Origin of the sequence: Saccharolobus solfataricus, assembly GCF_900079115.1 — an archaeon.
GTDB lineage: Archaea > Thermoproteota > Thermoprotei_A > Sulfolobales > Sulfolobaceae > Saccharolobus > Saccharolobus solfataricus.
The window spans coordinates 2968251-2990755 of record NZ_LT549890.1; the positions used below are offsets into that span (position 1 = coordinate 2968251).

General features: G+C 34.8%; 20 protein-coding genes. 3 read left to right on the forward strand and 17 right to left on the reverse strand.

Annotated elements, in window-relative coordinates; translation table 11 throughout:
* Positions 1 to 674: 674 nt before the first annotated feature.
* Together SSOP1_RS15675 and SSOP1_RS15680 are read right to left on the reverse strand one after the other, a co-directional pair.
* Positions 675 to 2090, reverse strand: coding sequence for an MFS transporter (locus SSOP1_RS15675; protein ID WP_009991711.1), 1416 nt, complete (start codon positions 2088 to 2090; stop codon positions 675 to 677).
* A 131-nt stretch (positions 2091 to 2221) separates the two neighbouring features.
* Entirely contained in the window at positions 2222 to 3382 is a 1161-nt protein-coding gene (locus SSOP1_RS15680) for a hypothetical protein (RefSeq protein ID WP_009991710.1), read from the reverse strand.
* 53 nt (positions 3383 to 3435) lie between these two features.
* Here SSOP1_RS15680 and SSOP1_RS15685 point away from each other — a divergent pair, with 53 nt between their 5' ends.
* Positions 3436 to 5343, forward strand: coding sequence for a serine/threonine-protein kinase (locus SSOP1_RS15685; protein ID WP_009991707.1), 1908 nt, complete (start codon positions 3436 to 3438; stop codon positions 5341 to 5343).
* An 18-nt stretch (positions 5344 to 5361) separates the two neighbouring features.
* Here the strand turns inward: SSOP1_RS15685 and SSOP1_RS15690 are convergent, their stop codons facing one another.
* From SSOP1_RS15690 to SSOP1_RS15715, 6 genes are all read right to left on the reverse strand, one after another.
* A complete protein-coding gene (locus SSOP1_RS15690) occupies positions 5362 to 5754 on the reverse strand; it encodes a universal stress protein (RefSeq protein ID WP_009991706.1) in 393 nt (130 codons plus the stop codon).
* A 98-nt stretch (positions 5755 to 5852) separates the two neighbouring features.
* The gene (locus tag SSOP1_RS15695; RefSeq protein ID WP_009991704.1) at positions 5853 to 7253 is read right to left on the reverse strand and encodes an APC family permease; all 1401 of its coding nucleotides are present in this window, start codon (positions 7251 to 7253) and stop codon (positions 5853 to 5855) included.
* A 195-nt stretch (positions 7254 to 7448) separates the two neighbouring features.
* Positions 7449 to 7766 (reverse strand): hypothetical protein, encoded by a 318-nt coding sequence (locus tag SSOP1_RS15700; RefSeq protein WP_009991703.1) that lies wholly within the window; start codon positions 7764 to 7766, stop codon positions 7449 to 7451.
* Positions 7767 to 7803: 37 nt separating this feature from the next.
* Positions 7804 to 8295: a DUF2299 domain-containing protein gene (locus tag SSOP1_RS15705; protein ID WP_009991702.1), complete on the reverse strand. Its 492-nt coding sequence runs from the start codon at positions 8293 to 8295 to the stop codon at positions 7804 to 7806.
* The gene (locus SSOP1_RS15710) at positions 8288 to 9190 is read right to left on the reverse strand and encodes a glycolate dehydrogenase (protein WP_009991700.1); all 903 of its coding nucleotides are present in this window, start codon (positions 9188 to 9190) and stop codon (positions 8288 to 8290) included. The genes SSOP1_RS15705 and SSOP1_RS15710 overlap by 8 nt, the downstream gene beginning before the upstream one ends.
* Positions 9191 to 9242: 52 nt before the next feature.
* The gene (locus tag SSOP1_RS15715) at positions 9243 to 9614 is read right to left on the reverse strand and encodes a winged helix-turn-helix domain-containing protein (protein WP_009991699.1); all 372 of its coding nucleotides are present in this window, start codon (positions 9612 to 9614) and stop codon (positions 9243 to 9245) included.
* Positions 9615 to 9823: 209 nt separating this feature from the next.
* Between SSOP1_RS15715 and SSOP1_RS15720 the strand changes: the two genes are divergently transcribed.
* Positions 9824 to 11371 (forward strand): APC family permease, encoded by a 1548-nt coding sequence (locus SSOP1_RS15720; RefSeq protein ID WP_009991697.1) that lies wholly within the window; start codon positions 9824 to 9826, stop codon positions 11369 to 11371.
* 434 nt (positions 11372 to 11805) lie between these two features.
* Here SSOP1_RS15720 and SSOP1_RS15725 read toward each other — a convergent pair whose 3' ends face one another.
* The 6 genes from SSOP1_RS15725 to SSOP1_RS15750 form a co-directional block, all read right to left on the reverse strand.
* Positions 11806 to 13548: a molybdopterin-dependent oxidoreductase gene (locus tag SSOP1_RS15725; RefSeq protein ID WP_009991694.1), complete on the reverse strand. Its 1743-nt coding sequence runs from the start codon at positions 13546 to 13548 to the stop codon at positions 11806 to 11808.
* A gap of 77 nt (positions 13549 to 13625) precedes the next feature.
* Positions 13626 to 14564: a sodium:calcium antiporter gene (locus tag SSOP1_RS15730; RefSeq protein WP_009991692.1), complete on the reverse strand. Its 939-nt coding sequence runs from the start codon at positions 14562 to 14564 to the stop codon at positions 13626 to 13628.
* A 48-nt stretch (positions 14565 to 14612) separates the two neighbouring features.
* Complete coding sequence (gapN, locus tag SSOP1_RS15735) at positions 14613 to 16142, reverse strand: NADP-dependent glyceraldehyde-3-phosphate dehydrogenase (RefSeq protein ID WP_009991691.1); 1530 nt, start codon at positions 16140 to 16142, stop codon at positions 14613 to 14615.
* 39 nt (positions 16143 to 16181) lie between these two features.
* Complete coding sequence (gene kdgK / locus SSOP1_RS15740) at positions 16182 to 17123, reverse strand: bifunctional 2-dehydro-3-deoxygluconokinase/2-dehydro-3-deoxygalactonokinase (protein ID WP_009991690.1); 942 nt, start codon at positions 17121 to 17123, stop codon at positions 16182 to 16184.
* A gap of 9 nt (positions 17124 to 17132) precedes the next feature.
* Positions 17133 to 18017, reverse strand: coding sequence for a bifunctional 2-dehydro-3-deoxy-phosphogluconate/2-dehydro-3-deoxy-6-phosphogalactonate aldolase (locus SSOP1_RS15745; RefSeq protein WP_009991687.1), 885 nt, complete (start codon positions 18015 to 18017; stop codon positions 17133 to 17135).
* A gap of 2 nt (positions 18018 to 18019) precedes the next feature.
* Positions 18020 to 19207, reverse strand: coding sequence for a mandelate racemase/muconate lactonizing enzyme family protein (locus SSOP1_RS15750; protein WP_009991686.1), 1188 nt, complete (start codon positions 19205 to 19207; stop codon positions 18020 to 18022).
* A 36-nt stretch (positions 19208 to 19243) separates the two neighbouring features.
* Here SSOP1_RS15750 and SSOP1_RS15755 point away from each other — a divergent pair, with 36 nt between their 5' ends.
* Positions 19244 to 19630, forward strand: coding sequence for a phosphate-starvation-inducible PsiE family protein (locus SSOP1_RS15755; protein ID WP_009991685.1), 387 nt, complete (start codon positions 19244 to 19246; stop codon positions 19628 to 19630).
* Here SSOP1_RS15755 and SSOP1_RS15760 read toward each other — a convergent pair.
* Genes SSOP1_RS15760 through SSOP1_RS15770 form a run of 3 tightly spaced genes read right to left on the reverse strand, consistent with a single transcriptional unit; the run spans position 19598 to position 22378 of the window.
* Positions 19598 to 19984 carry a GIY-YIG nuclease family protein gene (locus SSOP1_RS15760; protein ID WP_009991683.1) on the reverse strand — a complete coding sequence of 129 codons (387 nt, stop codon included), beginning with the start codon at positions 19982 to 19984 and terminating at the stop codon, positions 19598 to 19600. The two genes, SSOP1_RS15755 and SSOP1_RS15760, sit on opposite strands and share 33 nt — an antisense overlap.
* Positions 19981 to 20580: a sulfite oxidase-like oxidoreductase gene (locus SSOP1_RS15765; protein ID WP_009991681.1), complete on the reverse strand. Its 600-nt coding sequence runs from the start codon at positions 20578 to 20580 to the stop codon at positions 19981 to 19983. Before SSOP1_RS15765 ends, SSOP1_RS15760 begins: the two co-directional genes overlap by 4 nt.
* A 49-nt stretch (positions 20581 to 20629) precedes the next feature.
* Entirely contained in the window at positions 20630 to 22378 is a 1749-nt protein-coding gene (locus tag SSOP1_RS15770) for a chloride channel protein (RefSeq protein ID WP_009991679.1), read from the reverse strand.
* Positions 22379 to 22505 lie beyond the last annotated feature (127 nt).

Sequence of the window (22505 nt, forward strand, 5' to 3'; positions counted from 1 at the left end):
TTATTGCTTACGACTCTGCACTATCCGCTGATTAAATTATGGGTCCGATTATAACATAAGGGTAGATATGCTTTGTGGATCTCTTCAATTTTTATCTGAGTTAACGTGGAGTTTATTTTTAAATCAAGGCTTGATTTCGGATTTAAGAAAAATTGATAAGCTTAACATCTTAGAAAATTGAAGTATTCAACAAAGCAGGATAGATAGAAATCTTTTAGAGTAAATAGCAAAACTTTTTCACCCTAAAATCCAATAATTTCCTTAGAAAACTTACGTACAATACCATTGAGTATGGACAAGAGTTTTCATTTAAAATTTAGTTTAAACTCCTCTAATACCACTTCGTTAAATACTTCAATTATATAACAAAATTTCTGAAAGATAGTTTAAAAATAGCAACATCTTCTCTGTTAATGGTTAACTCGTATGCTGGATTGAAAATCATCTAATACTTTGTATGATTTATACTCTATTACTGAAATTGTTGTCCAAATTCATACTATTAGTCAAAATAAACTTCTATTCTTTCACCCTTTGTAACATGAAAAACTTCCTCGTGAGGAAGAAAATATTTTGTAATATATCTCTTCCAAATTCTGAATTATTACACTTTCTAAGGAATAATATTCAAGCACTTAATCCAAGCTTATTGTAAAAATATAAAACCTACTTTTTTATGTCGAGAATTGTTCTTCTTGAACAATTACCTCTTCCTTGCTTATTTCCTCTAAACTTTTGCCCTTAGTTTCTTTAACAGCTATTATTGTCACAATTGCGCCTACTAGTGATAGCGCAGAAAGCATTAGTAAAATATTCTTTATTCCCATTGAGGCTAAAAGTGAAGGGAATAGGTAAGTAGTTATTGCTGCCCCTAATTTGCCTGAAGCCGCACTAATTCCATGGCCAGTAGTTCTAGCCCTAGTTGGATAAGCTTCAGCTGGCAGTATAAAAGTCGTAGTATTAGGACCAAAGTCTATGAAGAAGAATGATAGTGCATATATCAAGAATCCAATTCCAGCTGGAATTGTCAAACCAACTACTTTAGTTCCACTAACTATTAGGAACGAAGAAACAACTGCGTAAATTATAGTCATTAATATAAAACCTTGCAACTGTATGATTTTTCTCCCTAATTTGTCCATTAATGCTACTGCAGTAAAGTAACCGAAAAATCCTACCATATATGGTAAACCTTGTTCCAATATTAAATTTGCTATACTAGTAGGTTTTCCTAATATCAATTGAGTTATTGCACCAGAGTATATACCAGTTCCATAGAAAGCTATATCGAGAATAAACCACGGAACCGCAGTTCCAATAAGTATTAACCAATACTTGGAGAGGAATTCTGACAATGATAATGGTTTCGAATAAGCTCTCTTTTCTTCAATTTTTGCACCCAGGAACTCAGCAGCTTTCTTAGCCTCTTGAACATTACCTTTCACCAACATTGAATATCTAGGAGTTTCTGGTGTTTTTCTTCTAAGGTAGATTACAGTCGCAGCCGGTATTGCACCTATGGCTGCCATTACTCTCCAAGAAATATCTAAGGGAAACGCTAGAACAGAACCAATACCAACTGAAACTGCAGCTAAAGAACCTAATCCTTGATTTGCAAAAACTAAAGCTATCAGCTTACCCCTATCTTTAACATTAGCGTATTCACTCATTATGGTGGCAGAGATTGGATAATCCCCACCTATCCCTAAACCCATAATTGATCTGAAAATTATAAGCCAATATATATTAGGAGAGAGTGCGGAGAGTAAAGCACCTACTGTCATTAAAATTGCCTCAACCCCATATATTGCCTTCCTTCCTATTTTGTCACCTAGAAAACCAAATACTAATTGCCCGATTATTGCAGCCCATAATGCTGAAGACGCTAAAAGACCTTCTGTTACGCTATTAAGTGGGAAATTAGGGTCATGTAACTGTAATAAAACATCTAGAATCGCACTTATTATGAATAAATCATAGGCATCAGTAAAAAATCCCATACCTGAAGTATACCAGACTTTTATATGATTGAAAGTTAACTTCAACGAATCTATAGATCCAAAGGGTGTTTTTGAAATTCCTTTATCCATTCTCCTTCATGCTTCTATAGGCTTCTTCTATTATATACTTTACCTATAAAATAAATATAATCTATTGTCAACTATAGAATCTATATAGTACCCTTCTTTGCTTAAATATTAGTAAGCAAAATTAAAAATCTCTAGCGGAATATCTTATTTATAAGCAAAATTAGAATAGTTAATAGAGAAGATATAATAGCTGCAAAAAGGAACGGTATGGGGTTTATACTTAGCGATAAGGATCGAGGCAAAGCAAAATAATATCCCTTGTCGAAAGTTATGAAGTATGTAGATCCCTTAGTAGTCACATATGGAGCATTAAACAGATTATAGTGCCCGCTGAAGCGATAAATTCCGGGATTGTTGACAAAAATTGAGTAGCCTAAGAAGAATTTGCCTTGCATAAAAATGAAACTAGGTTCTTCTATTGTTACATCGTGAATTGGCATATAAGTTATACTTTTGTTAACTATTATTAACGCAGCGGTTGAGTTAACAATTACAAGCGATAAATTGTCTTCGATTAACGAGGATAACGCTATAAATGGCGTTTCTACTCCTTTAGTAGTTATTACAAGATTTTTGACAATTTCAACAGCAGGATATACTCGTTGATTCGAGATATTATAGACGTAAAATGTAAGATTGTTAAAATGTACTAATCCAACCTCTAAGACAGTTATACCATTAATGCCTCTAATTATGTCAATTTGACCTTCCGAGGAGTTAAATACCGTGACCGGTGCGTAAGTGTAGTTGTAAGTGAGTATATAATATGAGGGATAAGAGAAAAAAGACGGTAGAGTGGTGTTTAGCTTTATTGTTTTTAAGATTTCAGTCTTAAAAATATATAAATTACTGATTTCTCCATTATGGAGAACAACTTCTTCTCCCATTGGTATTATTGTATTTAAAGGAATTGGATTAGGATAGTTCATTACCCATATTGTTAAATTCAGAGGATTCATATAAGGGATAAGAAATGACGCAGTAAGACCATTTGTTTCGAAACCACTCCATATTAAATAATTGCCTACAAATATTGAGAATATATTAGGTAAGTTTGTCGAAATATCCAAAGTCCAATTTGGGAAATATGATATCTGGAGTATATAATTAACTGAAGTTATATTTATTGGAGTTAGCTTCTCTTGTATAAGGTATGAGGAATTGGAATAAGAGTAAAGGATCTCTGAGCCGTGAATTTGATACGAAGAATAGTTAACTATAACAACATTACCATGTGACATTAAAGGCGTAAGGAAAAGAAGAGTTAACGTGAGTAGTGATAATCTTCTCATAATACCTATATTGGGCTAAATATTTTAAACGTTATGAGTAAAAGAGTAATACCATGAAGATTAATCTGTTACAATACATTGCTGGATTTCTAGGATTTATAGCATTATTTTACGGAATTTTCTCTTTAATTAGGGAATATCATTTTCTTGAAATCAAGTCCTTAGAAGTATTTGTATTAATCTTTTTTGGTTTTTTTGCCATCACATACGCGTTTACCGACAGAATTATGATAGAAAAACCATTTGCACTAACATTCGCCGTCATATTGTTCTACCTATCCCTTATTACTCCTTTACCTCTTACAAATAAAATACTATTAATTACTGGAGGGATCATTGAGACTCAATTGGCTTCAAGAAAAGGAGTAAAAGGAACTGTGTATATAATACTCGGCATTTTAACACTAATTTACTTCGTATATGCGCATTTCATTAACTTATCATCTATTCTTTCCTTGATTGGAATTGGATTGTCCTCCCTTATCATAGTATTAGGTAACAGAGATAGAAAAGTGAAAGGTATCTCATATCTTACTTATCCAGTAGGTATTCCGTTAGTAGTTTACGGTATTAATGGATTCTTTCCTTTATCAATAAATCCCATATTCATTATAGTAGGATTAGCCATAGTATTACTAAACTTACTTCCGAGCAAAGGAATACCTAGTAGTGATTATGACCTAAAACTTGACCAGAAATTATGTAATGATATTCAAAGAAGTGAGTGTAAGGATGTTATTCAAATTTACAAAAAATATATGGTTTACATTCCACAACATTGTTTAGACAAAGTGGTATTATGCACTATAAACCAGAATGATATGCAAAATTTTAATCTAGTTATAAATAATAGCCTAGCTCGAAGTGTTGCTGAAAGGTATGTAGATAAAATGTCACCAGAGATGTTATATTCGTTAGCGTTATTATCGAGCAGAAAGAAAGAGCTATTAGAATTAGCATGTAAAAAGGGGTATAAGAAAGCTTGTGAGCAGACTAAACCAATTTTAGATATGAAGAACTGGGATCCTAAAGTATGGGTAGGAAAGGAGATATATAATTATAATATTGTTGACATAATTGGAGTTGGTGGTACAAGCTATATACTAAAAGGTGAAAAGGATGGGAATTTTTATGCTCTCAAGATACCGTTAATAAATTACTTAAACAATGTAATGGATTTAGTCGGTGAATCGTCCAAATTAATTGAACTTTCTAACAAATCTCCCTACATAGTTAGATTATACGCAATATATGCTGATCAGCTTGATGTAAAAGAAATCTTAGGAGGAAATCCAGAAATTTACTATAATAAACCACCAATGTTGGTTATTGAATTGATGAAAGGTGGATCTATAAACGATGTAATAAACGTTAAAGAGTTAGTAAAAAGTGAATATTGGAAGAAAATAGTGTTTATTACTACAGCTAGGATTGCTGAAGCACTAGAGACTATACATTCTGAGGGATATGTTCACTGTGATGTAAAACCTCAAAATGTATTATTTAACGAAAAATTACCTCCAAATGCCAGGTTAGCCTATGATAACCTCAAGAATGGAAAGATAATAGTAAAGTTGGCGGATTTAGGTTCTGCAGTAAAGGCCGGGGAAAAGCCATTTAGCTATACCCCTGCGTATGTATCATTCGACCTTGTTAAGTCTACTGCATTTGGAGGGGTTTCTCCAATGGCCGATATATACGCATTAGGCGCTACAGTGTACAAATTACTAACTGGCGTAACATTAAATACCAACGTTATGATTGAGGCTATGGATAAATTTGAAGCTAATAAGGATATTAGATACTTAGACAATTCTTTATATAGTACGAGAAACTTGGATTTGTTAAGAAAATACGTGGATAAAAATACTTATCTCTTCATATCAAAAATGGTAGATCCGGATCCTAATAAAAGACCAACTAGTAAGGAAATAAAGGAGTTTTTCTACTTTAGAGTATAAATACTGTTATTGAGGAGCTCATTTAACGACTAAAACTGGAACATTGGACTTTGATACTAAAGCACTCGAAACGCTCCCTAATATCGCCTTCTTAATTCCAGTAAGTCCTCTACTACCAGTTACTATGAGACCACATCCTATATTATTACAATACTGTAATATCGAGTCGGCTACCTCATTACTCTCCAAAATTTTTTGCACTATTTTATAATCACCAAGTTCATTTACTACCTCATCTTGCATCTGCTTCGCTCTTTGCTCACTTTGTATTATAACTTGTTCTGGACTTCTGGGTGCTTCCTTTACTATTGTAACTAGGTGTATTTCGTCTTCCTTCTTAATTAGATTTAGTGTGAAAAATAAGGCCTTTTTAGCGTGATCTGAACCATCATAACCTATAACTACTTTCATATAAATAATTCTCTATGTACAGTATTTTAAAATTTCTATCGTGGATATTAAAAAGTTTATAAAAATAAGACGGATAAACAAACCGTTAAGGAAATACATTAATGAGCATTTACGGCTTTTATCTTTTTGAGGTATTCATCTATAGTTACTACATTATTATTCTCATCAACCACTAGTGTTCCCGGGAACCCCTTTCTAGCTTTCAATACATACCATGAAACCACAATACTAGCAAATACAGTGATCATTAAAAGCTGAACAATATCCATTTGCAGTATAGATTGGGCATCCCCCCAAGAGTTTATTATAGTTGCTATAAGGGGTATCACTACATTACCTATTCCCAAACTATTTATTCTCCAGTAGAAGATTGGGGCTCCAAAGCCATCTAATATTCTACCTAGGAGCCACAACACTCCCTCAACTGCAGCTACTTCAGTAAAAGCTCCGGTGATACCCAATACTGAAACAGATAATACTGTAATTATGGCTGTTGAAATACCGATTACTGCAGTTGCGACCAATGGTTCTCCACTTCTATTAACTTTTGTAAAAATCTTAGGTGCTGCATTTTCCCTTGCTAGATTAAAAAGGATTCTAGCTGCACCTATCGTGGTCCCTATATTAGATGCTAACAAACTATTAATTGATAGTGTTAATGATATATAAAGCGCAATTATTCCATATTGTATCATTTCTACGAATAATGGTTGATTCGAATTAGCCAAACCACTTATCGTGCCAGGCCACAATACTATCATAGCGTAAGTTCCTAAAAACATGGAGACACCGCCTATAATTAGGGCTAGCCACATCCCCTTAGATATATTCTCATGAGGCTTCTTCGTCTCTTCACCTAGGTAAGTCGCAGCTCCAGCCCCGGATATACTTACGGTAGTTAATACATATGCCGTAGCCAAATCTCCGAAATTCTTAAATTTTGGTACGAAATAATCGAAATGAATACCCTTACTTAACGATAAGAAGAATAACGAAATTAATAACGCTGCTTCAGCTGTAGCACTTATGGTTACAACGTATCCAAGTAATTTTTTAACGTGTGTAAATGAAATTAATGTAGGATAAGCTATACTGAAGCCAATAACAAAATAAATTACATAATTTGGAATCACGACTCCTAAAATGTCAGATAATGCTGATAATATTGTATAAACCGCGATTACGTTAACAACGTTTAAAAGAGTATAGGCTACCAGTTCAGTAAGTGCTTCCAAAAATGCAAGTTTTTTACTTCTCCACGCTCCATAATTTAAGTTATAATATCCTCCAGCAGAAGCTAACTTTTTAGTATACATCGACAAGGTATAAATCCATAAGGCACTTGTTATTAAGGATAAAAACGTGGTGAATATAACTGAAGATCCAGCGTATAATATTGCAGCTGTAGTTGTAGAAACTACACTACCTAAGGGTGCCGTAACTGCCATTGCTTGAGCGTAAGTCTCCTTGAACGATAGAACAGCTCTCTTGAGTTCCATGATATCTCCCTTTAAGCTTTACTATCCTAAAAGTTTAAAAAGTTTCCCTAAATTAGGGCAGAGAGTTTCATGAAAGCTTAAAAGACTTTCCCTTAAACAATTTAAAAAGTGGCTTATAGGTTAACGAAAAAATATTCAAATATACCATCATCAATTCTATCAAATACGTTTTACAAAAGATTATAAAGGGAAAAATTATTTATTTATTTTCACAACTAACTCTAGATTTTTCTTTAAATCTTCAAATCGTATTTTCATTTCAGGAGGCATCGGTTTCTTAGGAGAAATAGAATTTATAATCTCTAGAGATTTCCTAACTTTCTCTACAGCAACATTCTCATTTTTGTAAGCATCATAATATGCCTCTCTGATTAGCCTAATGGCTTCCCTCCACTTCTTTAGGTCGTCCTCTGTCAATATCCCTTCCTTAATGTGATACATCTTTATATCATCTTCAACTAATGGTGCTTCATTATTTAGAACCTTCCATAAAACATTCTTCACATCTTCCATACGTTATAATCTAAAATAAAAAGAGGATTAAAAAGTCTCATGTGTATTTTAATGAAGTTTGCTGTTGAGGTTCATAAGGACCAAATCTTTGGGTGAATTTCAACATTATGCTAACTCCAGCATTTCTCACGTTTAATAGAGTATTGATAAATTCGTTTGCAGTTAAGCCGTCTATAAATATTGGTTTAGATACTTGAATAACATTAGGAATCTCTTGATTTGGAGGCAATGCTACGAAATCCACTCCATAGCGTAAAGCTTCCAGTTGTAAATCTATTATAAATTTGATTCTTTCCTCTCTATTTAGAGCCATCAAAGCACTGACATGAGTTGGGTGTATTCCTATTCCCATCGCTATAATATAAAATTTTGAACTATCATTTACTCTCACTACACTAATAGTAGGCCCACCCTGCGGAGGAGTAGCAACGACATGAAAGAATTCTTTAGCTTGGGGTGGCCTACTCGCAACTAGTCCTAATTCCCTTAACCAGTCCTCTATTTGTTTATCTACCGATTTATCAAACATAATCTTCCCTTCTTACTTCATTATCTGCAATTCCCCTATCTATATATTTTTTCACATTTAAACAAGCTATGAGCATTGCCCTCTTCATTATACTCTCATTGCCATAAGCCCCAGCGGTGTGTAGAGTTCCAGTAAAGTTATCTAATTCCCAAAGCTTCGTATTATAGAAATCCTCCTTACCGTTTTTTCTCCAAAACACATCAGTCCCAAACCTTACGTCTTGCCTCTCCTTAAGTAACTTATAAATACCTTCTTCATCCACAGTCTCACCTCTCCCAACATTAACAATTATGGCATTACGCCTTATATCTTTAAGTAGATCATAACTTAAAAGACCCCTAGTTTGTTTGTTTAGAGGTAGCGTATCTACAATTATATCAGCCTCTCCAATTTTCTCCCTTAGCATAGTCATTCCATGCCTTTCGTCAAACCATTCAGGTTTCTTGAAAGATCTGGAAATACCTATTACGTAATTCCTAAATGCTGTTTTACCTATCCTTGCTACTTCAGATCCTATCCCCCCACCACCTAAAATCAACAACGTTTTTTCAGAAACATCATAAACTATAGTCCTCTTTTTTGTTCCTACACCTTTGGCTGATGCTAAAATTAGAGCCCAAGCGTGTTCAGCTACAGACAAAGAGTAAGCACCCGCATTTGAGAATACTTTAACATGAGAAGGAATTATAGAGAAGTCTAAATCATCAACTCCCGCCGAAAACGTTTGTATTACCTTAAGATTAGGCATCTTACCTATCAGATCGTTATTTACTCTACCAGGCCACGTTAGCAAGATCTCTGCATTTTTATAATCCTCTTCCGTTATATTCTCATCTTTAACACTGATTATATTTTTACACTCATCCGGAACTTTTTCTGTAGATATTATCTTCATAAACCCTACTTTACTTCATAGGTTTTAATCTTTTAATATAACAGAACACTTTTCAGAAACCGTTAAGTTTCAGACTCTCTATTAGTTTTCTTCCCTCTTCAGTTATCTTGTATATATCGTCGATACGCTTTATTAATCCATTAGACTCCAATTTACTTAAATACGTCCTAACAGATTTTCTACTTAGATTTAGCTTAGTAGATATATATTCTACTGTTAAGCCATCCTCTGCTTCTTGAACTAACTCTAGAATTTTTAGCAAGTTGTACCTACATTTTGCATCCATTATAAAATTGGAAGTTAAGGGGACATATACTAAAAATGGACAACTGGAGGGCCTGTAATTATGGTGTTTGGATATTAACAAACCTATATGGAATAGAGTTATGCTTATGGCAAATACTACTGATTTTTTGATAATCATCGCTAATATGAATAAAAGATAATATTTATCTCTTGTTCCCAGTTGTTTTGGCTCTTACATGGGACTGATCAACTAATTTTGAGCATAAAATTTATTAATTAGTATACTTCTAATGTCATTTACTTGTCTAAGTAAATTATGAACGATTATCTAATCATACTTTTGCAATGGATAAGTAAATTTAAATAGGGGAATTTAGAAGATAGCGTGTGAGTAACAAAAATAGAATATTCGTAAGGGAGACTTCTGGTTTAATAAAGAACGTATCATTATGGGATGCAGTTGCACTCAATATAGGCAATATGTCAGCTGGAGTAGCATTATTTGAATCAATATCACCATATGTACAACAAGGAGGAGTATTGTGGCTGGCTTCATTAATAGGCTTCATCTTCGCTATACCACAACTGTTAATTTATGTATTTTTAACGGAAAAAATTCCGAGAACTGGTGGAGATTACGTTTGGATTTCGAGAAGCCTAAATGGCGGTTTAGGATCCATAATGGCTTTAGCATTGATGATAGAGTCTACAGCTTACTTCGCACTTGTAGCGTTTTTTACGTCTTCTGCTATAAACACTGCCCTAACAGTAATAGGCGAATATCAACACTCTCCCATCCTCTTAAACATAGCAAACAACGTGATAGTTGATCCATATGTAGTAACACCCACCTTACAACAAAGCTTAATAATTTATGGAATTTCAGCGTTGGTTTTCGTAGTAATAATTCTACTTAACATATTTAGGGCTAAGTGGGGGTATAGAGTAGTGTCAGTTTTGGGAATATTTTCGATAGCGACGTTAATCTTAGCAATGATAGTTCTAGCACTAAATTCAAGTGACTTTTACTCAAAACTCTCGACATTAATAACCGCTAATAACCTTAATATTACTATTCCATCGTCAAGAGGATCGTTTTTGCCTTCTTCGCTATCTTGGTCTGCTACATTATTCCTCCTACCATTCTTCGCATTATATACATATCCTTGGATGCAAGCTGGACCTGCAGTTGCTGCTGAGTTTAGGGGAAGGAAGACCGTAAAGTGGAACTTACCGATAGCGCTAATAATCACTGGAATACTGGTAACATTAGCGTTTCTTGAGATGGATTTAATTGGAGGTTATAATTTCAATTTAGAGGCTTATCCAACCTTCTTATACAACTTCTGGACTGCAGCAATAGCTGTAGCCTCAAATCCCATATTGCAATGGATAATCGCATTAGGGCTAATAGTATGGAACATATACATACTTGCTTACGGTGTTATAGTATTTGCCAGATACGTTTTTGCATTATCCTTCGATAGAGTTTTACCGACTAAGTTCAGTGAGGTTAATAAACATGGCTCACCAGTATACGCTCACGTATTCGATCTCTCACTAACTTTACTATTACTTTTAGTTCCAGCATTCTCCATAGGTGCAGCAATATCCCTCTATGGTGCGACGATACTTGGAAGCTTATATTTTCTCGTGGTAAGTATAGCTGGTATTGCATTTGGAACTAAGGATAGAAATTATGTATTATCTATAGCTGGTATAATTTCAGCTGCTTATTTCGCATATCTGACCTATGTGGCCGCAACAAATCCAGATTTCGGATTCATGACTTCTAGCGGACCTAACTTAATTACGACTATATTTGTGGTAGGGACATTCATTGCTGGTGCATTGGCATACATCATATCAAAGATTGTTCATAAAAGGAAAGGTATTGATATAGATTTAGCATTTAAGGAAATACCGCCTGAATAATTTTTTGATAAAAATTACTTATATTTTTTATTATTGAAGTCATAAGAGGGAAATTTAAGGTAAAAACATAATTGACAATTGATACTCATTATTGCAGTTATAGGTTTACGAGATTTTATAATCTGAAGCATATCATTCAAATTCTAACTATTAGCTCTCACCCTACTCATTCAAGGGAGAGGTTATAATAAGGATAAATATGGTCTTCGTTATAACAACACTCTTCCTAATTACATAGGGAAAATACTAAAATCATTTACTTTCGGGCGATTCAAGTGTCTTTTGCGAATTGTAATTTGTAAATAATGCAGTTGCAAAAATGTTAATATTGGTAGTCATGCATCTCTACTAGTTAATCGTCTTCATTCAATTAAATTCGTAGTAATCTTTGAAATAAAGTAAATTTGCAATGGATATCTGAATCTCCCTTACTTTCAAGTTTTTATAATCTTCACAGAAGCTGTATTAATAATTGGAGTATTACCATATTTCCCCTTAGCAAAACCTATAATACTATTAATTGGCTTACCGTCAAGGTCAAACAAGAAAGATTTAGGAATAAACAAAACTCCTCTTGGGATTAAAGGGTCTCTTTTAAACATGACCTTTACCTTACCGTAATTCGTTGATAAATATCCTATTCCATCAAATTCCGAGTTATAAACGATAACCATCTTATTCCCATAAACTTCCTTAAATTGACTATTAGTATAGTTGGGATGTGAGGAAAATACAATAATATTTCCACTAGGTTTACTGAACTTCTCCGGAAGTGGTTTAACTCTTACCTTACCCTCTGGATATCTTGGTAATAACTTTACGAACCCTTTAGTCTTTAGCTCTGTGATATTAACTCCAGTAGCTTTGCCAATAGCTAACCACTCATCCTCAAAAATTACGTTATCATTAATTTCTAGTTTAATAGCCAACATTCTCATTAATTCCACTTCAGTTATTCCTCTCTTTGGTAGAATTGGCTTATTGAAAACTAGATAATTGTGCCAATAACTGTAAACCACGTCCTCTTTCTCAAGATATGTGGGAGCTGGTAATACTACATTAGCTATCTTTGCAGTTTCTGACCAGTATGGATCATGTACAACTAGAAATAACCTACCCTCCTTTACAGCATCATAGATTCTATCAGACATTGGTAATGAGTGTAAGGGGTTAGAATTCCAAACAAACATAAACGTTATCTTACCCTCTTCAATCTCCTTACCAACTTCAGCCATACCTACAATTCTTGAAGGAGAGTATTTGTGAAGTCCTCGCAAATATTTAAAATCTATTCCGAGTCCTTGAGAATTAGCGTAGAAAAACCCCTTTTTCATCCCAATTAATGCCGGTATTAATGAGATTAATGAGATAGCGTCACCTCCATTTATGCTCCTACCTAACGCAAATCCAATAATTGTTAAAGGTCTTCTATAGTAGTACAGTTCAGCTAACTCATCAATTTTTGAGGAATCCAGACCAGTAGCTTCTTCAATTTCTTCATCATTAAATGAGTATACATAGTTCCTTAATTCCTCTGGCTCATCTAAGAGTGATAAGTCAGCCCAATTTCTCTCAAATAATCTCTTTATGATCCCTATTGCTAAATATACGTCACTCCCAGGTTTCACAATATAGTATTTATTACTCCTCTTAGCGGTTTCCGATATCCTAACATCGATCGTTGCCTTATACTTATCTCTAATCAGATTCCAACCATGGATGAAACTAAATACTAATTCACTTCCCCATATGACAAACGACTCGTACTTAAGAAAATCCTCTGGTAAAGCGCCTATTGAATTACCGTAATGTAACTTAATTGCCTCATGACCTTCTGAACTACATATTGAGTAGTCAGTTGATGCTGCACCTATTACGTTCCATAATCTTGCTGGGTAATACCACGTTAATAGACCTTGGTTTCCATCATAATCAACGTGAAGAATTTCCTCTTTTTTACGTTTTCTTATCTCCTTAACTATTAAGTCTAATGCTTCATCAATATTGCTTAATTTGCCTTCTATATAAACGCTATCGACTCTATTCAATGAGTTTCTCTTTAAATCCGCTATACCTCTAGAACATGTAAACCCGTTAAAAGGAAATGTATCAATTGGTTTATGATTATCGTCAAATATACAAGTATCATAACAGTCTCTTGTGCAAGCGTGAACCATTATTTTTTAAATAGGAAAATACAGAATTTAAGTTTGAGTGAAGAGAGCGACCGTACCTGAAATGTGACGAAATTCCTTTAAGCTGAAAACCTTAGTAGAATTGCGATTAGAATTGCATAGATTCCGAAGAGAGATAATCCCTCTTTGACTTTTATGTTTCTATCCTTTATTATTCCTAAAGCCAATAGACTCGTAGCTAGTATTAATAAAAGGTATAGAAGTGATGGTCTAAGACTAACTGTCTGAGAAATACCTATTATACTTAAGAGTAGCGTCATGTTTTCCAATTTACTGCCTATAAAATTCATTAATGCTGTAGTTGCACTTGATGGCGAATCGGATATCAACTTTATTGCAGTTAAATTTTCCTCTAACTCTGCTGCAATAGGAGTTATTAGTATTGCTAGGATTAATGGTTGGACATTAAACACACTGGCAATACTGCTTATAGTAGAAATTAGATACTTGGATATAAAAATCAGTGGTAAACCTCCTATCATAACATAGGCTAATCCTTTTATTGCATTACCCTTGTTCTTTTCATTTTTTAATATACCTCTATAATTTTTATATCTTCTATAAATATAGTATATATAAGGAGAAAGCAAAAAGAGTCCTATGTAGTAGTTTAACTTACCATATACAATTGCTATACCTAAAATTATTACCGCCAAAAGAAATGAACTATATTCTATATTTATATCGCTATCTAGAGTAATAATATTAGACTTGTACTTCAGATAATAGAAAATAGAGATAAGCCCTATCCCTAAGGTAAGTAATAATATATTTCCACCTAAAGCAGAACCTAACGCAATATCATAAAAACCGTTTAAGACAGCTTGAATCACAATAATAGTTTCCGGCAATGCATTTATGAAACCTAATATTAACCCTCCCGCTATTCCTTTGCCGAAAGACCTTTCTAATTCTCGTGTCCCCTTAGCCATTAAAGTAGCTGAAAATGCAACTAAAATAAGTAAGACTATCAGCTGTAATATTAAAAACCACACCAACTTAATTAATATTTATGTTTTACTTCCCTATAAGCTATAATTAAAAAATTACAAGTATTCCCAAATACCTTTCCCTTTATAATTATAGACTATTGATTTGTAAGCTGTTACATATTGAATTGTATACCCAATCCCCTCTCTGCCAATTCCAGAATCCTTCCTTCCGCCAAACGGGAAATAGCCAATTCCATGTCTAGGATAATCGTTTATATAAATGGCACCCACTTCTAAGAACCTTTGGAGCTTCCTAATCTTGTTTATATCTTTTCCAAATATTGCCGCGTCTAATCCATATTTTCTACTATTGGAAATTTCTAAAGCCTCGTCAATGTTTTTAACTTTAATTAAAAGCGCTGCGGACGCAAATACCTCCTTATTATAGAAGTACATGTCCTTAAGGGTCTCTTTTGGTGCCTCTATTAAAACTGGTTCAATATAAGTAGGACCTAATCTCTTACCTCCAAATAATATTTTCCCACCTTTTTCTACCGCATCTTTTATAGCCTTTTCCCATTCATCAACTGTTTTCACATCTATGACTGGCCCAACAGTGGTTAACGGATCTCTAGGGTCTCCGACCTTAACGGATTTCGTTAATTCCTTTATAAGCAAATCTTTAAGCGTATCATAAACTTCCTCTTCAACTAGAACTAACTTCACTGAATCACATCTTTGACCAGTATAACTTATTATTCCAGCTGCTATTCTCTGGGCAGCCCACGCCAAGTCCGCATCACTCAAAACAATAGCCGGGTCTCCTCCACCTAATTCCATTATGAATTGTTTGATCCCTGCATTCCTTACTACTTCTTCTCCAGTTTCAGTACTTCCAGTTAATGATATAGCTTGAATCCTCTTATCTCCTACCACCTTATTCATATCCCTACCGGGTATTGTAATAATCGCAAACGAATCCTTAGGAAAACTTGCTAATTCCATAACCTTAGCTAACATTAAGATAGGTAATGGGGTTGATGACGGAGGTTTAATAATTATCGCATTTCCAATTACGGTAGTATAAACTATTTTATTTACAGTATCAAATAGAGGATAATTAAACGGAACAATTGAAAGAACAACTCCCACTGGCTCTTTTCTTACAACAGCTTCAGTTTCCAAAGTCTCTGAACTCCAATCACCGGGTACATAGTCTCCTCTTGTCTCTTTAACATCTAGATCTGCTCGTAGTAACCTTTCTATTGCAGCCTTAACCTCGCCTTCTGCAGCAGACTTAGTTTTACCATTATTAATCATTAGCACATTAACGAAATCTTCCTTAAATTTATCTAACAAAGACGCCATCTTCTTGTATATATCTAACCTTTTCTCACCTGGTGTATCTCGTATACTCCACCTTCCTTTTCTATATATATGCTCCAAGGTATCATCTATTTGATTCCAGTTTAATTTAGGAATTTTCCCTATAATATTTAAATCGATTGGACTAATTACATCTTGCCACTCGTCTCCACTGATCCACTGACCCGATAGATAGGTCTTAAAGTAAGGCACCCCATCCTTTAGTTCATAGATTTCCATAAGTTCCTTAGACTTTATCAACACTGATGTTTTCTCCATAATATATATTCATAAATGGAAAAATTTAAATGTTAGACTTTACGTTTTAAACTCATTTAAAAATCTTTCGGCATCCTCAAGAGTGGGCGTCAGCTCATTATCTCCCCTCACTGTTATAACTAAAGTTGATGCTGCTATTCCATGAGCTAACGAGTATTCTATATCTTTTCCCTGCAAGTACAAGGAAACAAATGTCCCTGCCATGGCGTCACCAGCCCCAGTTGGATCCTCAACTGGAACTTTATAGGCATCTTTAAAGGCCTTTACGTTATCTTTATATGCTATAGCCCCTTTAGAACCTAATTTGTAGAGTAAGACTTTAACTCCAAGCTCCTTATACTTCCTATATGCCTCGTCTGGATCTGTAACATCTAGCAAAATTTTGGTATCATCTGGATCAGTTATTAGTACCTCAATATCGTATTTTTTTAATATCGAAAGGATAGTTTCCTTGGCTTTTTCAAGGCTGCTCCAAAGTTTAGGTCTGATATTAGTATCAAGACTTCTAGATTTTGCTAGCTCAAACGCTTTAATCACAGCCTCTTTGGCATTATCACTTATGGCAAGTGTTATCCCAGTGGAATGAACTAACCTAGAGTTCCTAACATAATTTTCATTAATATCTTCTGGAGAAAGTCTACTTCCTGCACTACCTTTTCTGTAATACACCAGTTCACTTTTCATAGGTATTGGATAACCCCTTTGTATGAAATATATCCCAGTGAAAGACTCGTTATCAACCTTTATATGGCTAGTATCAATACCTTGAGCTCTAGAATATTCTATAATGTTCTTACCAAACTCATCATTCCCTACTCTTGCTATTAAACTACATGATAAATGATTCCTAACAACAGCAATGCAGAAATTTAACTCAGATCCTGCTACATGTTTTTCAAAATAGTTTACGAATCTCAACGGACCAGGGTTAAAAGAGTTAAATTGGATTAAAGGCTCTCCCAAAGCTATTACATCAACCATGATAGTATACTATTCTTTCAATATTTTAAGCTCTACAAGTTTCGCCCTTATACCCTCAACTTTCTTAATTAGCTGCCTTTCTTCTTCATCATCTAGTGGGAATATTGGAGGTCTAGGATATCCTAAATCGTATCCTTGGAAATACTTGGTTAATACGTAATTTGAAGATAAGCTCCCAAATATTCTAGACGCCTCTATTACCTCGTCATGAAGGAATTGTAACTTAAGTGCTTCATCAATTTTCCTTTCCATAGCCAATTTCTTAATTGTCACAGTAACCTCTGGAAGATAATTCGAACCTGCTGCAACATTACCATCTAAACCCGTAGAAGCTACCGTTGCTATTAACATATCAGAGCCACTATATACTAACATGTTAGGATTTAGACGTTTGTAGTCTAAGGTGTGAATTATGTTTTCAATAGTATCCTTTACTCCAGTAAAACAGCCTATCTCTTTAGCGACTTTTGCATCTATGTCTTTTCCCGTTGCCGTCGGGTAATTGTACAAATAGACAGGGTGTGGAGATACTTCACACAAGGTCTTAAAATACTTTACCAAATGCTTCTCAGACATTCTTGGGTAATAATATGGAGCATACGAGGCTATACCGACAATATCAAAGTCTTTACTTAATTTAGCCAATCTTATAGCATCGTCTAGATTCAATCCACCAACTTGAAATATTATCTTATTGGTGACGTCATAAACTGCCTTTAAGTTCTCTAACTTCTCCTCTGGAGATAACGAAGGACCAAGACCAGTAGTACCGTTGACGAACAACTTATCTATTCCCTTCCTAATGAGATTCTCCGCATGTATCTTTAATTTTTCCTTATCTATTCTATTATCTTTAGTGAATGGGGTTATGATTGGAGTTATGATTTCTGGCATCCTCAAACACCATAATTCTTCCAGGTTCCCTTGACGACCCAAACCGGTTCTTCAATTACATCTAATGGTATTGGTTCAGCTCTTAGCTGTTCTATTATTTTTTCATTAATTGAAACACCTAGTCCAGGCTTGTATGGAACCTTAACGTGACCTCCTTCAACTGGCGTTTCATTATATACTAAATCCCTTTTCCACTGAGGGAACCAATCATAGAAGTTCTCAAGTAAATACAAATTCTGTGTAACTGCACTTAGTTGTATTTCAACTGCATTCTGTATTGAACCAAAGGCGTTGTGAAAAGCCACCTCTACATCATTAGCTTCAGCTATTTTTATAACACTCCTACCTACTGTTACACCACCTATATTAGTTAAATCTGGTTGCAATATGTTTACAAGACCTTCCTCAACGTAAAACGCAGTTTCCTTTTCACTTATCAGTCTTTCTCCCAATGCAACCCTTAAATGAGTACTGGCTTTATACTTTCTTAAACCAATTACGTCCTCATGATGTACCGGTTCCTCCATAAATCCCGGATTGTATTTTTCCAATCTTTTCGCTATCATAATAGCCGAATTCGCATTAAACCTACCGTGATGCTCTATTAAAATATCCACGTTGTCTCCAACTGCCTCTCTAACAGCCTTTACTCTCTCCTCAGCTTCTCTTAGACCTCTCTCATCTATCCAATCGTAATATGGACCAAACGGATCAAATTTTAAAGCCTTATATCCCATCTTTACAACGTCTTTTGCCTTTTCCGCAAATTCCTCTGGAGTTACGCAGTCCTGATACCATCCGTTTGCGTAGACTGGTACCCTATCCCTGGTTTTTCCTCCTAATAATTTATGAATTGGTGCTCCAAGCTCTTTCCCTATTATATCCCATGAGGCTATATCGATTGCACTTACTGCAGTTGCTGATTCAAAAGACCTAGCTAAATAGAAATCTTGTTTATACCATTCATGATAGTTCTTCTCAACTTCCTCTACCTCTTTCCCTATATAAGCCTTACTAACTTGTTTAATTGCGTTATATACAGATATAACTCTTAGTGTGGGTACTGCCTCACCATAGCCTACTTCCCCATTTTCCGTAATGACCCTTGTGACAATCATTATAGATGCCCAAGTTGCACTTCCTTTCTCTTTCGAGGTGAGTACTATTGGTTCTATTTCTCTGATTCTCATAAACTATATTTTGGGTAGCAAATATAAACTTACATAATGGCAAGAATCAGCGATAAAGACTTAATAAAATTTGTAGGATATATTATAAGGATCATTCTATTCTTTGGAATAGGAGTACAAATTATAATAACTGTGTATGATATAGTAACTAGCATATTTTCCCTAAATTTGTTGGATTTAGTAAACGCGACAATAACGGGTCCATTACTAATTTTGGTGTTAATAGAATTATACATAGCAGTAAACAGTTATTTAACTGGAAAAGAAAGAAGCATAATTAACGTAATTGATGCTGGCATATCGTTTTTCGTTAGGGAACTAATCCTTGAGCTGTTCTCCCACAATTACACTATAACTAATATATTTATAATAGCAGGCATAGTAGGAATATTATCGTTCTCTAGATTTATCGCAAACCGTTGAACAAAGTTCTTGTAAATCGTTTACAATAAACAAATGAGATTTTGCGTCTTTATCATCACTAGAACCAAATTCTTCTATAAATGCATTATTTTTACTAAATAACAAGGCTAATTCTTTCTCCCCAACGTGATTCATCACAAATACTCCTATTGGTTCACAAGCTTTTGTTAAGTAGTCTATATGCCAGTGATAGTTGCTCTTTTCTTTATTAAAATGTCTACTCACACGTCTACCACAAGATCTTCCACACGATCCAACATAGGCATAAACACCTTTCCTTATTAAAAACTTCTTGCTCTTGGTCCTTATAGTCGTATCAGTTTTGCATTTAATTAGCAGAATGTAACTTTTCATAGAACTGGTCTCCTTCTCAAATGCTTACCTCCTTGACCTTTAAACCGCTCTTCCTCCCATACGTTTCCTCTTTCATGATATCCCCTTTCCTCCCAGTATCCATCAACATAATCCTTTATGAACTCTATTTCAGTTAGCCACTTTGCGCTTTTCCACGCATATAAATGAGGAATTATTGGCCTAGCTGGAAAACCATGCTTTAAAGGTAACTTTTCACCATTCATAAACAACGCTACAATTACATTATCTTTTAGCAAATCTTCAAACGGTATTATTGATGTATAACCATCTAAACTGTAGAACATCACCCAGTTCACCTTATTTTTCACCTTGGCCATTTCAATCAATAACTTAAAGGGAATCCCCTCCCATTTAACACTCTTTATTGACCAGCCCGTTACACAATGGAAATCCTCGACTATTTCTTTCCTTGGTAGTTTCATTAATTCTTCATACGTAAATGACAGAGAATTTTCTACTTCTCCACTGACTTTTAGCCTATATGTTTCTAAGTTAACCTCTGGTATACCAAACTCAGCGTACACTATAAAGTTCTTTATGTATTTTTGATTTGGTGGTCTCTGAACTTCTTGCATAATCTTTATTGTGAAATTACGTTTAAAAAATTGTGTTAGAAATATTTACTCATGAATTCTTAACGGTACTTAACTCCCTCTTATACGCTTCTATAATTCCATCGTATGTTAAAATTCCTAGAAACTTACCCTTATCCACAACTGCAACCCACCTAGTCTTGTTAGTAGCCATCACCTCTAATGCGTGTTCCAATGTGGATGTTAAAGATACGGAAGGAGAACCCCTAGTTATATATTTTCCCAGTTGGGATTCTGGATCAACCTTTTCTAAATCTCTTAAATAGACTACGCCTAGAAATGTATTATCATAATTAACCACCGGTAGACTCATAAAACTGTTCTCAATCATTATTCTTATAGCTTTATCCACCTTATCATCAGCGTGAACCTTTATATCTTTCAATTCACAATTTTCCACACGTATAGTAGCCATTAATGGAGTTTCATATTCAGCTTTATGAGCTGGGGAGTCCCTTCTCGTTGGCAGTTGAGAAATATATATTGTACTATTTCCGGAAACTAAATAGGAAATAGCGACAGCAACCATAGCACCCGGCAGTAACTGAAGACTTGAGGTCATTTCTGTTACCATTATTAGAACTGATAAGGGGACCTTTCCCGCCCCAGCAAAGAAGCTCATCATACCTATGATAACGAATGGAGCTATGTCGGGCACAACGCTTGGAAATAAATAGTGGAACATTAATCCAATACTTGCGCCTATATATGCACCTATAAATAACCCCGGAGCGAAAACTCCACCACTGCCACCAGAACCTACAGAGAATGAAGTCGCTATGATTTTTAAAAATGGTAATATTACTATTAATATAATCGCCGGGAGCACTGGGGAATATAGTGCGAAAAACTTCTCATATTCCACCAGGTTAATCCAACCGTACCCAGTGCCAAGGATCTCTGGAGCTAATAATGCAATTACTCCAGTGACAAGCCCACCTATTGCTGGTTTCACGTGATCGGTTATTCGTAATTTTTTAAAGAGCGAATTAATTCCATAGAAGGTCTTAGGATATAATATTGCCACTAAACCAGAAACTAGGCCTAAGACTGCATACATTGGCAACCTTAGTGGGTCAAAAGTTCCAGTGTAATAACCGAAAACTGGCGTAAAACCAAATATACTTCCGAAAATGGTATAACCTATTGCTGAGGCTATTAATGCAGGATATATTACTTCTGGTTCTAAATCCCTCCTATATAGAATTTCAGCGGCTAAGATAGCCCCTCCAATTGGTGTTTTAAAGATTGTACCTATTCCAGCTCCAATGCCTACAGCTACTGCCCTTCTTCTATCCTCTGGACTAAGATGTAGTAAGTCAGCAATAACAGAGCCTACTCCAGCTGAAAACTGCGCAGTTGGTCCTTCTCTACCTGCACTACCTCCAGAACCTATTGTAATAGCGGAAGCTATTATTTTAACTGGAATAACTACCCATTTTACCTTGCCTTGAAAATAATGATAAGCCTTTATTGCTGCATCCGTACCATGTCCCTCAGCCTCTGGGGCGAAAGTATAAACGATTAGTCCAGAAATTAAACCGCCAATCGCTGTTGAAATGGGTATAAGAAGGTAGTTCCCGGGATGAAAGACAAAATTTAATGTTCCTCCCTCACCAAGTGGTCTAGGATAACTCATCCCAATAAGATGAAATAAAAATATGTCCTCAAACACATGTAATAGTAAGTAGAATGTAGTTGCTGCTAGCCCTGCTACTACACCTAAAACTATTCCTAGGATAAACCACTTCTCGAAATAGGGTAATGAGGATAAGTTCATATCATATAAAAGGATATTAATAATAAAACTTTGACTCACTATTAGATAACGATCCAGTATTTATATCAATGTACACTTTTTAAGTTTATAATTACAATTAATACTAAGTAAAGTTTTTTAATATCAT

Bases quoted from the DNA above. Each gene is read 5' to 3' on its own strand.
- SSOP1_RS15705 (WP_009991702.1), bottom strand. From the start codon at position 8,295: ATGTTTGATAAATCGGTAGATAAACAAATAGAGGACTGGTTAAGGGAA.
- SSOP1_RS15770 (WP_009991679.1), bottom strand. From the start codon at position 22,378: ATGAACTTATCCTCATTACCCTATTTCGAGAAGTGGTTTATCCTAGGA.
- kdgK (WP_009991690.1), bottom strand. From the start codon at position 17,123: ATGGTTGATGTAATAGCTTTGGGAGAGCCTTTAATCCAATTTAACTCT.
- SSOP1_RS15685 (WP_009991707.1), top strand. From the start codon at position 3,436: ATGAAGATTAATCTGTTACAATACATTGCTGGATTTCTAGGATTTATA.
- SSOP1_RS15700 (WP_009991703.1), bottom strand. From the start codon at position 7,766: ATGGAAGATGTGAAGAATGTTTTATGGAAGGTTCTAAATAATGAAGCA.
- SSOP1_RS15725 (WP_009991694.1), bottom strand. From the start codon at position 13,548: ATGGTTCACGCTTGCACAAGAGACTGTTATGATACTTGTATATTTGAC.
- SSOP1_RS15760 (WP_009991683.1), bottom strand. From the start codon at position 19,984: ATGAAAAGTTACATTCTGCTAATTAAATGCAAAACTGATACGACTATA.
- SSOP1_RS15675 (WP_009991711.1), bottom strand. From the start codon at position 2,090: ATGGATAAAGGAATTTCAAAAACACCCTTTGGATCTATAGATTCGTTG.
- SSOP1_RS15715 (WP_009991699.1), bottom strand. From the start codon at position 9,614: ATGATTATCAAAAAATCAGTAGTATTTGCCATAAGCATAACTCTATTC.
- SSOP1_RS15745 (WP_009991687.1), bottom strand. From the start codon at position 18,017: ATGCCAGAAATCATAACTCCAATCATAACCCCATTCACTAAAGATAAT.
- SSOP1_RS15690 (WP_009991706.1), bottom strand. From the start codon at position 5,754: ATGAAAGTAGTTATAGGTTATGATGGTTCAGATCACGCTAAAAAGGCC.
- SSOP1_RS15755 (WP_009991685.1), top strand. From the start codon at position 19,244: ATGGCAAGAATCAGCGATAAAGACTTAATAAAATTTGTAGGATATATT.
- SSOP1_RS15765 (WP_009991681.1), bottom strand. From the start codon at position 20,580: ATGCAAGAAGTTCAGAGACCACCAAATCAAAAATACATAAAGAACTTT.
- SSOP1_RS15710 (WP_009991700.1), bottom strand. From the start codon at position 9,190: ATGAAGATAATATCTACAGAAAAAGTTCCGGATGAGTGTAAAAATATA.
- SSOP1_RS15750 (WP_009991686.1), bottom strand. From the start codon at position 19,207: ATGAGAATCAGAGAAATAGAACCAATAGTACTCACCTCGAAAGAGAAA.
- gapN (WP_009991691.1), bottom strand. From the start codon at position 16,142: ATGGAGAAAACATCAGTGTTGATAAAGTCTAAGGAACTTATGGAAATC.
- SSOP1_RS15695 (WP_009991704.1), bottom strand. From the start codon at position 7,253: ATGGAACTCAAGAGAGCTGTTCTATCGTTCAAGGAGACTTACGCTCAA.
- SSOP1_RS15680 (WP_009991710.1), bottom strand. From the start codon at position 3,382: ATGAGAAGATTATCACTACTCACGTTAACTCTTCTTTTCCTTACGCCT.